Consider the following 11,224-nt stretch of genomic DNA (forward strand, 5'->3'; position numbering starts at 1 on the left):
TCAGAGGTTTGACGCCAGAGATCTCTCAATTTTTCGCGAGGAGGCGACAGAATGCTCTGAACTATAGGAATCGTCAGCCGCTGGAAACTTTTAGGATGACTTCAACTACTTCTGTCCTCATCCGCAAAGGTGTGGGGGAGTTCACAGGCAGTCGATGCGGTACCCCGAACAAATCAGGGAGTAGTTGACTCGTTCTTAAAAACTGATGTCAGGAGAAGGAATTACAGAAACTACGGGAATCCGAGAAGGAGAATCGAACCTGAAGTCAGGATGCGCCGACCGGGACTCGAACCCGGGTTTAGGCGTTGGCAACGCCTAGTGATAACCACTACACTATCGGCGCACGCCGGTGTTCCCGCACCTGTGTGCCTTACAACATGAGATTTTCTGGATAATAAGCCTATCGAATCGCGGCCCGGACCGGGGGTTCTGCCCGGGGCGGAGCGCACCATCCCGCGCTCCTACCGCCGCCCGTGGTCGAGCGCGTCCCGGATATTCCGGTTGGCGAGCATCCAGAGCCCCGGTATCAGGACCAGGACGAAGATGATCAGGGCGTATGCGACGATATCGGCAGTGAAGAGCAGAAAATTGAAGATGGCGTGCAGCGCCATGCCGAGAAGAAGCCCCCGGAGGACAATCCCCGAACGTTCTTCGGCGGCCGAGAACTTGGCCCGACCGAGGGCATAGCCCCAGACACTGGAGAAGAGCGCGTGCCCGGGGACCGAGAAGATCGCCCGGACGACGATAGTACCGAGCGCAAGCGACGGCGACGTCACGTACGCCGAAAAGACGTAGAGGACGTTTTCGAGCGATGCGAGCCCGAGAGCCGCGGCTGCGGCGTAGACGATACCGTCCATCGGCTCGTTGAACTCGGTGTTTTTGTAGGCGAACCGGCGCACGACCCAGAACTTGCCGTACTCCTCGACGACGGGCGCGACGACGACCCCCATGATCAGAGGGGATGCGATGAAGAGGCCGAAGAACCCCTCGACGAAGGCCACGGGAAACGTGACGAGGACGCCGAGAAGGAAGATCATCACGATCAGGGACGCCGGCTCGGGCTCGAACCGGTCCCTCCGGTAGAAGTACCACGCCCAGAAGACCCCCGGCCCCAGAGCCAGGGCAAGGATTACCAGCGGCTCGATCTCGACCATTGCTTGATGAGGTTCATGACGCCCATGAGGGATGAGCCTTTCTCTCCCCCGGATCGGCCCGCGACACGGGTGCTTGCCGGGCTAAAAAAAGGATTATTCCGGAAGGAGATGATATTCCGGTGCGAGCCCCGCAAGCACCAGCAGCCCGTAGTACCGGAAGAACGTGACGAACGGCACCGCGATCAGGAGCGCAACCGGGATGGCGATGACGAGGTAGGGGACGACGAGGGCGAGGAGGAGCAGGATGTTCGCCTGAAGTGCGGCAAGGAAGACGATCCCGACGAGGATGAACGGTATCGCAATGACCAGCAGTGCAAGGATGACCAGGATCGCCTGCACGATCGCGGCGATGAGGCCCAGCACGAATTTCACGACGATGTAGACGGCGGTCTGCCAGAAATTTGCGGATATGACGCCGATAAGCCGCCGCCATCCTTCGATGACGCCGCAGTCCTCACGGATCATGATCGGGACGACGAAGTCGGTCGTCAGGAGGAAGACGATCCCGAAGAGGAGGGCCACGACCAGGAAGGCCGGAATGAGTGCGAGGAGCAGGAACGGCGTTGCAGCGCTGCCGTCCACGCCTATGAGCATGACGACGAGCGCGAAAACGGCAAGGACTAGGAGCAGCGTAAGAGCGAACTGGAAGATGAAGAGCCGCACCCCTTTCCCGAGCCGCTCCCGGAAGAAACGTCCCAGACGGATCTCTCCCGTCCTGAGCATATCGACGAAGACAAACTGCATCGTCGAACCGATAAACATCCAGAGGACGGCGAGGGCCAGCGCAACGATGACGAGCGCCACGATCAGCAGCGCGAGTTCGGGAGACCAGGCAACACCGGGCGAAAGGTCGTCCCCGCCGTAACTCTGAGGGATGTTCGGGAGACTGGCGCCCCCTCCCAGAAAGAGCGCAATCACGGCCAGACGGAGCCAGACGCCCCACCGAAACGGCCAGAGCAGGTCCTTCGTGCGGTCGAAGGCGGCTTCCAGCCTGCTGAGTGCATACATCTCTTCAGCCATACCTACCTTAACGATCTCCCCACGATTAAAACCTTCTCCGGACGAACGGGTCCCGACAGGGAGAATCACGGAGATATACCCGTTGTCCTGAGGAAAATGGGCATTTTCAACAGGTTAATGTAGTCCGTTCGCCACAGTATACATAGAAATGATCCCTCTCATGCTTGACCTGACGGGCAGGAAGGTGCTCATCTTCGGGGGAGGCGGCGTCGGTGCCCGAAAGGCTGCGTACTTCGAGCATGAGGCGGAGGTGACGGTGATCAGCCGTACGTTCTCGCCGGACCTTGACGGTCTCGCCGTCCGGCGACGGGAGGCCGACCTCTCGATCTTCACGGACGATGCACTCAGGGACATTCTCGCGGGTGCGTTCCTTGCGGTAGCCGCGACGCCGGACCCACACCTCAACGACCGTATCGGGAGAGTATGCGCCGGGGTGGGGGTCCTCTTCAACAACGCCGCCGGCAAATCCGGCGACGTCATCGTCCCTTCGGTCGTCCGGGGCAGCCGCTACCTGGTCGCGATCAGCACCCTGGGAAAGAGCCCCGCCGTCTCGCGGTACCTCCGCATGAGACTCGAAACGGAGTACGCAGACCTCGACCGGATGATCGACCTGCAGGACGAGATGCGCACGATGCTCCGAGAGACCGAACCTGTGCAGGAGAAGAGATCCCGCATCCTCTGGAATATCCTCTCGGACGATGAGGTCCGGGAGGCGCTTGCCTCCGACTACGACCGGGCACGCGCGATAGCGATCGAGAGGTACCTGCATGCCTGAACCGTGCACGACACCGCTCGCGCTCGCAGGCGTGAACCATCACACCGCAGACATCGCCACGCTCGAAGCGTTCCGGTTCCCCGACGAGGCGGCGTTCCTCCACGAAGCACGGAACCGGTTCCGGGGCGCCCTCCTGCTGCAGACCTGCAACCGCGTCGAGGTCCTGGTGCAGGGCGACGCGCGGGGTCTTGAAGGGTTCCTGCAGGAGCAGGGCAGGCACGATTTCATGGTCCTCGAGGGCGAGGCCGTGCCCCGCCATCTCCTGGAACTTGCCGCGGGTATCGACTCCCTGGTCGTCGGCGAGGACCAGATCCTCGGACAGCTCAAACGGGCGCTCGCGGCTGCAGAGGAGGCAGGGACCGCGAACAACGTCATCAGACTCTGTGTCAACAAGGCGGTGCACGTGGGCGTCCGGGTCCGACGCCAGACGCAGATCAACCGGGGTTCGGTCTCAGTCGGTTCCGCCGCCGTGACGCTTGCAGAAAGCCTGCTCGGCACCCTGCGCGACCGGCACATCCTGGTCATCGGGAGCGGAGAGATGGGGCTCCTGGTGACGCAGGCGCTCTCTGCGAAAGGCCTCACGGCCATCTACGTCGCCAACCGGACCTACAACCGCGCGGTGATGCTGGCGGAGAAGATCGGGGGGCGTGCGGTCAACTTCAAGGACCTCTACCGCTACATCGCACTCTCCGACGTCGTCATCTCCTGCACCGCCGCGCCGCATCCGGTCATCCGGACCGAGGGTGTCCGGGAGGTGATGGAAGAGCGCCTCTGGCCGCTTGACCGGCACCCCCGCCACCTGATCTTCATCGACATCGCCCAGCCCCGCGACGTCGAGGAGGAGGTAGGGTCCATCGAGGGCGTGCACCTCTTCACCATCGACGACCTTCGGAACGTCAACGACGCTGCCATGGACTCCCGGAGGACCGAGGCGGACCGGGCGCGGGGGATCATCGACGAGGAACTCGACCACTTCATCCGTCTCCTCCGGCGGACGGCGGCCGACGAAACGCTCGCCCTCCTCTACACCTGGGCGGAGTCGATACGGGTGCGTGAACGCGACCGGGCGCTCGCCCGCCTTGGGGGAGAGGCCGACCGCACGACCGAGGTCGTCGACGACCTCAGCCGGGCGCTCACGAAGAAGCTCCTCTTCGACGCGACGACTTCTATCCGCGCGTGCGCCGAGTGCGGCGATATGAAAACGGCAGATGCCCTGATGAGGGCTATTACCCGGGGAGAACCATGTTTCCACAACGAAGAATGAGACGGGTGCGGCGGAGAATCATCCAGCCGCTCCTCCGTGAAACTGAACTTCAGAAGACCGACCTCGTCATGCCGGTCTTCGTGGACGAATCGATCGATGCACCGCTTCCCATCGCGTCAATGCCGGGGCAGTTCCGCTACCCGGTGGACGGAGCCGCCGATTACTGTGAACGCCTCCGCGACGCCGGCATCCGGGCGGTTATCCTCTTCGGAATCCCGGCCGCAAAAGACAGCGAGGCGACCGGGGCCTACGCGGAAAACGGCGGCGTCCAGCGGGCCGTCCGGAGCATCAAAGAACGATTGAAGCAGATGGTCGTCATCACCGATGTCTGCGCCTGCGAGTACACCGACCACGGCCACTGCGGCATCGTCGGGGAGACGGCCGACGGCCCGGACCTCTTAAACGACCCCTCGCTTGCGCTGATGGCACGGATCGCCGTCTCCCACGCGGAGAGCGGCGCCGACATCGTTGCGCCGTCGTGTATGCTCGACGGCATGGTGCAGGCAATCCGGCAGGCCCTGGATGCCGCCGGTTATACGGAGGTCCTGATCATGTCCTACTCCTCGAAGTTCGCGAGCGCTCTCTACGGGCCGTTCCGCGACGCGGCGGGCTCGGGGTTCTCGTTCGGCGACCGGACGACCTACCAGATCAGCCCGGGAAACGCCCGGGAGGCGGTGATGGAGTCGGAGCTGGATGCGGCCGAGGGGGCGGATATGCTGATGGTCAAGCCGGCCGGGATATACCTTGACATCCTTGCATCCGTAACGGAGTTCGGCCTTCCGGTCGCGGCCTACCAGGTCAGCGGGGAGTACGCGATGATCAAGGCGGCCGCGGAGCGCGGGTGGCTGAACGAGCGGGCCGTCGCCCTCGAGAGCCTCACGGCCATCAAGCGGGCCGGGGCCGACCTCATCATCACCTACTATGCAGAAGACGTAGCGAGGTGGCTCGATGAAGAGCAGTGACCTCTTTTTCCGGGCGAAAGTCCTGATGCCCGGCGGCGTCAGCAGCCCCGTCCGGGCCATCAAGCCCTATCCATTCTACGTTGAGCATGCGAGCGGAGCGCACCTCTCGACCGTCGACGGCGTCGATCTCATCGACTGCTGCCTCGGTTACGGCCCCCTCATCCTCGGCCATGCCCACCCGGTGGTTCGAGAGGCCATAGAGCGTCAGATCGAGAAAGGATGGCTCTACGGAACACCGACGCCGCTTGAGATCGACCTTGCGGAGGTCATCACCGGCGATCACCCCGGGATCGATATGGTCCGGTTCGTCTCGTCGGGCTCGGAGGCGACGATGGCCGCGATCCGGCTCGCTCGCGGATATACGGGAAGACAGGACATCGTCAAGGTGGAAGGGGGATTCCACGGCGCCCACGATGCGGTCCTGGTGAAGGCCGGATCGGGGGCGACCACTCTCGGGGTGCCCGACTCCGCGGGCGTCCCTGCGGACTTCGCGGCGCATACCCGACAGGTCCCCTATAACGACTCCGAGGGGCTCGAGGCGCTTCTTGCCGGGAACGACGACATCGCCGCGTTCATCCTCGAACCGGTCATGGGGAACATCGGCCCGGTCCTTCCCGACGACGGCTACCTCGCCGACGTCCGGGAGATCACCGCCGCCCACAACGTCCTCCTCATCCTCGACGAGGTGATCACCGGCTACCGGGTCGGGATCGGCGGCGCAGAGGTGCGCTACGGAATAAAGCCGGACCTCGTCACGTTCGGCAAGATCATCGGCGGCGGCCTCCCCATCGGGGCCTTCGGAGGGCGGCGTGAGATCATGGACCTGATCGCCCCCTCGGGCCCGGTCTACCAGGCAGGCACGTTCAGCGGCAACCCGGCGAGCCTCGCGGCGGGGTATGCGACCCTTCGCCACCTCCACGAGCACCCGGAGGTTTACCGGCGGCTCGACGAGGCCGTGCGGGCTATCGGGGAGGTCGCTACGGACGCGCATAGAGGATCGTTCGTCAGGATGGGTTCGCTCTTCAAGCACTTCTTCCGCGACGCACCGCCGCGAAACTACCGGGAGGTCAAAGAGTGCGACACGGAGGCGTTCTCGCGGTTCTGGAAGGCGATGCTCGATGCCGGGATCTTCCTCCCGCCGTCGCAGTTCGAGACGAACTTCCTCTCCGCCGCACACACCGAATCGGACGTCGAGCGGATAGCGGACGCATACGGATCATGTCTCTCCGGATAGGCACGCGGGGAAGCGCGCTCGCGCTCGCGCAGACAAAGAAGGTGGTCGGCATGCTCGCAGACCGGGGCATCGAAGCGGAGGTCGTCACGGTCACGACCGCGGGCGACACCGCAACAGGGGTCCCGCTCCACGCCATCGGGGGGCAGGGCGTCTTCGTCCGGGCGCTCGACGACGCGATCCTCCGCGGCGAGATCGACGCCGCGGTGCACAGCATGAAGGACATCCCCGCGGAGCGGCCGGCAGGGCTCGTCTGTCCCGCGGTGCTCGAACGCGACTCGCCCGCCGACTTCCTCGCACACGAGGGTCCCCTTGAAGCGGTCCGCATCGTAGGGTCGTCGAGCACCCGGCGGCGCGCCCAGCTCCTCCGCGACGACCCTGCGCTCTCGGTGGAGCAACTCAGAGGGAACGTCGACACCCGGGTCCGGAAACTCCGCGAGGGGCGCTACGACGCCATCGTGCTCGCAGAGGCGGGGCTCGAGCGCCTCGGGCTCACGCTCCCCGGGGAGCCGCTCCCCACCGACCGGTTCGTGCCTTCGCCGAACCAGGGCACGATCGCGGTCGTCTGCCGGGACGACCCGGCCGTCGCCGGGGCCTTTGCGGCGCTCGACCATGGGCCCACCCGCTTCGACGTAGAGATCGAGCGGGCCGTCATGGAGGAGGTCGGCGGCGGGTGCTTCACCCCGCAGGGAATCTACTGCCGGGACGGAAACCTGATCGCCGAGGTCCTCGCGCTCGACGGCTCCCGGTGGGAGCGGATTGAGCGGCATATCGCGACCGTCGGCGAAGCCCGGGAGTGCGGGCGGGCGCTCGCCCGGCAGGCGGGCGACCTGATCCGGGAAGCCTATGCGGCACTGGGGATAAAACCATGACGGGAAAAGCGTATCTTGTGGGGTCCGGGCCGGGCGGGCCCGGTCTTCTGACGATGAAGGCCCGTGAGGTGATCGACTCGGCGGACGTGATCCTCTACGACCAGCTCCCGGGGGAGGAGATCCTCGCGACGCTCCCGAAGGATGCCGAGCTTATCGACTGCGGGAAGTACGGCGGCAGCCACACCCTGGAGCAGGACGAGATCGAGGCGCTGATGGTCGAGCGGGTGAAAGCGGGAAAAACGGTCGTGCGCCTGAAAGGGGGGGACCCCTTCCTCTTCGGCCGCGGCGGAGAGGAGATGGAGACGCTCCGGGAGCACGGCATCGCCGTCGAGGTCGTGCCGGGCATTACAAGCGCTATCGCCGTCCCGGAGATGGTCGGGATACCGGTCACCCACCGGGATTATGCGTCGGAGGTGACCTTCATCACCGGCCACGAAGACCCGACAAAGCCCGAGTCCGCCCTCGACTGGGAGGCCCTCGCGCGCCTGAAGGGGACCCTCGTCATCCTGATGGGCGTAAAAAACCTCCCCGCCATCGCAGACGCCCTTGTATCGCACGGGAAAGACCCCGCAACCCCGGTAGCCGTCATCGAGCGGGGTCTCCGGCCGGACCAGCGCGTGACGGTCGGGACCATCGCCGATATCGCCGAAAAAGCCCGTGCCGTCGGCGTCCGGCCTCCGGCGGTGATCGTCGTCGGGGGGGTGGTGGACCTCTACGAAGAGTTTGCGGAGTAGGCGGCGACCTCTCTTTTCGACTTTTTGGGAACCCGTGAAGGCATTCGTACCGGGGGGACGTCCCCTCCCCTCTGTCCCCATGTCCATGAAGGTTCTCCCACGGCTCACCCTCCGGCACTGTTGCACGGATCCAGGTAAAATCTGCGGGAGAGGAAGTCCTGGAGAAGGGTGTCGGTAAGGGGGGTAGGGCAGAGCCGATATTCACCGATCGAGTCCGTAACCCGCAGTGCTTTCATAGCTGTTTGGAGGACGGACGCATTTAGATGACCTGTGGCTCCCCTCTAGAGCCGGTGAAAGGCGACAGATAAGTTCTCCAGCCTTTTGGGTTTCCTGAACACGGAGAGGGGGTTTTGATGTCAACAACCCGATGGAATCGATCCCTATCTTGAAATAGCGGTTATATTTTGAGGATACGCGAACGCAACACTTATATATAAATATATACTTTTCATCGAAATAATTTATGCCATCCTCATTGTATATATTTTCGAGGGCGGGGGTTCTCAAAATGAATTACATGCGCATGAAAATCGGGATAATTATTGTGCTTTTAAGTATTTCAATGAGTTTTTCTATCGCTGCTGCGGATCAACCGACGGAACCGCTGTGCGTCGCCGTAGCATCCAACCTGTCTGAAAACGGCCAATCTGGCCTAATAGATACACAGCTGTCTGAAATGTACAGTTTATCCGGAGATCGGACATCTGCTACGTATAATTTTTTTGTTGATTAACCAATTACTATTTCCGGACGTTTATACTATACTGACGGCTCGCCTATTCCTGGAGTGAGTTGTTCTTTCCAGCGTTCGGCGAATGGAATTCAATGGACTCAAATTGGTACAGGGGTTTCAGATTCGAACGGCTATGCGTATTTAACCGAATATACAGAACATCAAACTTGTTTTGCATATTACAGAGTTGTTTTTTATTGGGACTCTCTCGTTGCAAGCAGCCCTTTCACTATTCAATGGCTTGCAACTATTACACCGCATGCGGGACCCGGTGGTTCAATAGTTCCCTCGACCCCCGTGACTCTGCAGGGAGGAGAGTCTGTCACATTCAGATTTATTGCAGATAATGGCCATGCCGTCGATCAAGTGTATATTGACGGCGTATCATACCCATGGCAGGAACCCAGCTACACATTCGAAAATGTGCGCAGTTCGCATACAATTAATGTGACTTTTAACCAGAATGTTCCATCACTTAAAGGAATACCGGTGGTAGGTTCATATTGGGTGGGCTACTTTAACGAACACTCGCCCACGGTACGTGGGGTGATGGCATTTATTCAAGTCGTCGTAAATCAAGGGGCACCCTCTAGTTGGGTATGGGTTGAATTGAAGTCACAAATTGAAAACGATACTCATGTGCATCTTGTTACAGCTGATGTTGTTTCCGAAGATCCTGCTTCTCCATTTGCAAGAAACGTTATGATTAACGATGATGAGGGGTGGTACAAAACCGATTATGTTTCGGGGAACCCGGCAAAGGAACTTCTTGATTTCCTGCTTTTGAACGGGATACTGTTTAAATTAAAAATCGATGTCCTCCCCTATGATCCTTCTCCGATATCGATGCCGTATAACGTTACCTGGGAATCTGTGACGATCTCGGATTCATCATATTTGGGGGGAGGGAACCAGAACACGTCTGCTGTAAATCGGAGATTACCCTCTTTTGGGGATGCTCTCTATGCCAGTGAGGTATTTCAAAATGAATTTTATCCGCCGGGCCAGATAATGGCAGCAGTCTGGGTTGCTCCAGTAGGATCTACAAGGGTTGATGCACTTGTAACCGATCCGATGGGCAGGAGAGTAGGGACAATCGTATCCGGGCAGACGAATTATTCGGTGAATGAAATCCCGGAAGCAATCTATTTGCCCCCTATCGTTTACAATGACTCGTATACGATAGGTATAGCGATCATTCCGAACCCGCTTGATGGAGATTATACTGCAACTGTCTACGGCAACGAGCCTGCAGATTTCCAACTGCAAACCGTCCGACTCGATAATAGCTCGTTAATTGAAAAACTAACCATAGAGGACAATATCGCCCAGGGCGATGTGAAAAATTATTCGTTTGCGGCAATTGCTAATTTTACGTCGAATGTAACATCAGGGCCTTCTCCTCTTCCTGTGGCGTTCAAAGACATGTCCGTCAATCAGGCAACCGCCTGGTATTGGGAATTTGGTGACGGACAGTCATCAAATGAACAAAATCCTGTCCATATCTATGAGGGGGCTGGAAATTATACGGTAAATCTTACAGCGACAAATGATGGTGGGACCAATACCCGCTCAAATATTGATTACGTAACAGTATACTCTCCTACTAGTGCATCGTTTCACCTAATTCTTCCCATGCATCCCAACAATATTATTGAGTGGCACTCTATAAAATAGCATGGATAAAATTTACCTTGTTGATCTGACCGAATCTGAGCGCTCTCAACTCATCGCTCTCGTTAAGCGAGGGGCAGCTCCCGCTTATCGTATCCGCAATGCCCAGATCCTCCTGAATGCTGACATCAATGCTGGAGATGGCGTTCCTCCAAAAACCGATGCGGCGATCGCGTCGTATCTTCATTGTCACTCTAAGACCGTCTCAAACGTCCGAAAACGGTTTGTTGAGCAGGGGTTCGAAAGTGCTCTGGAGCGCAAACCGCGCGACACTCCGCCAACCCCTCCGATCCTCGACGGTGAGAAGGAGGCCCGGCTCATCGCGCTTGCCTGTAGCACCCCACCGGAGGGGCGAGCACGCTGGACATTACAGTTACTTGCCGATACCCTCGTTGAACTCAAGATTGTTGAGAGTATCTCAGACAGTACCGTTTGCCGGGTCTTAAAAAAACGAACTTAAGCCGCATTTGTGTCAATCGTGGGTCATCCCACCCGAAGAGAATGGAGAGTTTGTCGCCCGAATGGAGGATCTTATCGACCTCTATCAGCGCCCCTACGACCCGCAGGTGCCCGTGATCTGTATGGATGAACAACCGCTCCAACTCATCAAGGAAGTTCGGACACCGCTGTTGATGGCGCCGAACCACCCGATACGCTACGATTACGAGTATCAGCGGAATGGAACCGCCAACATCTTCCTGTTCACGGAACCTCTCAAGGGCTGGCGGCGGGTGAGTATCCGGGAAAGGAAGACCAGACGCGATTGGGCGACCGAGATCCGAACCCTCCTCGCCGAGGACTATCC

10 protein-coding genes, 1 tRNA gene and 1 pseudogene are annotated in these 11,224 nt (G+C 59.9%); 9 read left to right on the plus strand and 3 right to left on the minus strand.

Annotation, left to right across the window (positions count from 1 at the left end; translation table 11 throughout):
* Nucleotides 1-271: 271 nt before the first annotated feature.
* From BRA42_RS10290 to BRA42_RS10300, 3 genes are all read right to left on the minus strand, one after another.
* A tRNA-Gly gene (locus tag BRA42_RS10290) sits at nucleotides 272-343 on the minus strand.
* Between the two features lie 118 nt (nucleotides 344-461).
* Nucleotides 462-1,154, minus strand: coding sequence for a PrsW family intramembrane metalloprotease (locus BRA42_RS10295; RefSeq protein WP_292409773.1), 693 nt, complete (start codon nucleotides 1,152-1,154; stop codon nucleotides 462-464).
* A gap of 93 nt (nucleotides 1,155-1,247) precedes the next feature.
* Nucleotides 1,248-2,174 (minus strand): DUF7544 domain-containing protein, encoded by a 927-nt coding sequence (locus BRA42_RS10300; protein WP_292409771.1) that lies wholly within the window; start codon nucleotides 2,172-2,174, stop codon nucleotides 1,248-1,250.
* Between the two features lie 160 nt (nucleotides 2,175-2,334).
* On the opposite strand from BRA42_RS10300, the gene BRA42_RS10305 reads away from it, so the two are divergent.
* The 9 genes and pseudogenes from BRA42_RS10305 to BRA42_RS10345 form a co-directional block, all read left to right on the plus strand.
* Nucleotides 2,335-2,949 carry a precorrin-2 dehydrogenase/sirohydrochlorin ferrochelatase family protein gene (locus BRA42_RS10305; protein WP_292409769.1) on the plus strand — a complete coding sequence of 205 codons (615 nt, stop codon included), beginning with the start codon at nucleotides 2,335-2,337 and terminating at the stop codon, nucleotides 2,947-2,949.
* Nucleotides 2,942-4,213, plus strand: a complete 1,272-nt coding sequence (gene hemA / locus BRA42_RS10310) for a glutamyl-tRNA reductase (protein ID WP_292409767.1) — start codon at nucleotides 2,942-2,944, stop codon at nucleotides 4,211-4,213. The genes BRA42_RS10305 and hemA overlap by 8 nt, the downstream gene beginning before the upstream one ends.
* The gene (gene hemB, locus BRA42_RS10315) at nucleotides 4,192-5,175 is read left to right on the plus strand and encodes a porphobilinogen synthase (RefSeq protein WP_292409766.1); all 984 of its coding nucleotides are present in this window, start codon (nucleotides 4,192-4,194) and stop codon (nucleotides 5,173-5,175) included. Before hemA ends, hemB begins: the two co-directional genes overlap by 22 nt.
* A complete protein-coding gene (hemL, locus tag BRA42_RS10320; protein WP_292409765.1) occupies nucleotides 5,162-6,409 on the plus strand; it encodes a glutamate-1-semialdehyde 2,1-aminomutase in 1,248 nt (415 codons plus the stop codon). The genes hemB and hemL overlap by 14 nt, the downstream gene beginning before the upstream one ends.
* Nucleotides 6,394-7,278, plus strand: coding sequence for a hydroxymethylbilane synthase (gene hemC / locus BRA42_RS10325; protein ID WP_292409763.1), 885 nt, complete (start codon nucleotides 6,394-6,396; stop codon nucleotides 7,276-7,278). Before hemL ends, hemC begins: the two co-directional genes overlap by 16 nt.
* On the plus strand, nucleotides 7,275-8,012 hold the full coding sequence (cobA, locus tag BRA42_RS10330) for a uroporphyrinogen-III C-methyltransferase (protein WP_292409762.1): 738 nt from the start codon (nucleotides 7,275-7,277) through the stop codon (nucleotides 8,010-8,012). Before hemC ends, cobA begins: the two co-directional genes overlap by 4 nt.
* A gap of 1,282 nt (nucleotides 8,013-9,294) precedes the next feature.
* On the plus strand, nucleotides 9,295-10,422 hold the full coding sequence (locus BRA42_RS10335) for a PKD domain-containing protein (RefSeq protein ID WP_342771080.1): 1,128 nt from the start codon (nucleotides 9,295-9,297) through the stop codon (nucleotides 10,420-10,422).
* A gap of 1 nt (nucleotide 10,423) precedes the next feature.
* Nucleotides 10,424-10,879: a helix-turn-helix domain-containing protein gene (locus BRA42_RS10340; protein WP_342685935.1), complete on the plus strand. Its 456-nt coding sequence runs from the start codon at nucleotides 10,424-10,426 to the stop codon at nucleotides 10,877-10,879.
* A 61-nt stretch (nucleotides 10,880-10,940) separates the two neighbouring features.
* Nucleotides 10,941-11,224, plus strand: a pseudogene (locus tag BRA42_RS10345) (IS630 family transposase); the annotation flags it as partial.

This window comes from Methanoculleus sp. UBA374, assembly GCA_002508705.1.
Classification (GTDB): domain Archaea; phylum Halobacteriota; class Methanomicrobia; order Methanomicrobiales; family Methanoculleaceae; genus Methanoculleus; species Methanoculleus palmolei.

Bases quoted from the DNA above. Each gene is read 5' to 3' on its own strand.
- BRA42_RS10295 (WP_292409773.1), bottom strand. From the start codon at position 1,154: ATGGTCGAGATCGAGCCGCTGGTAATCCTTGCCCTGGCTCTGGGGCCG.
- BRA42_RS10300 (WP_292409771.1), bottom strand. From the start codon at position 2,174: ATGGCTGAAGAGATGTATGCACTCAGCAGGCTGGAAGCCGCCTTCGAC.
- BRA42_RS10305 (WP_292409769.1), top strand. From the start codon at position 2,335: ATGCTTGACCTGACGGGCAGGAAGGTGCTCATCTTCGGGGGAGGCGGC.
- hemA (WP_292409767.1), top strand. From the start codon at position 2,942: ATGCCTGAACCGTGCACGACACCGCTCGCGCTCGCAGGCGTGAACCAT.
- hemB (WP_292409766.1), top strand. From the start codon at position 4,192: ATGTTTCCACAACGAAGAATGAGACGGGTGCGGCGGAGAATCATCCAG.
- hemL (WP_292409765.1), top strand. From the start codon at position 5,162: ATGAAGAGCAGTGACCTCTTTTTCCGGGCGAAAGTCCTGATGCCCGGC.
- hemC (WP_292409763.1), top strand. From the start codon at position 6,394: ATGTCTCTCCGGATAGGCACGCGGGGAAGCGCGCTCGCGCTCGCGCAG.
- cobA (WP_292409762.1), top strand. From the start codon at position 7,275: ATGACGGGAAAAGCGTATCTTGTGGGGTCCGGGCCGGGCGGGCCCGGT.
- BRA42_RS10335 (WP_342771080.1), top strand. From the start codon at position 9,295: ATGGCATTTATTCAAGTCGTCGTAAATCAAGGGGCACCCTCTAGTTGG.
- BRA42_RS10340 (WP_342685935.1), top strand. From the start codon at position 10,424: ATGGATAAAATTTACCTTGTTGATCTGACCGAATCTGAGCGCTCTCAA.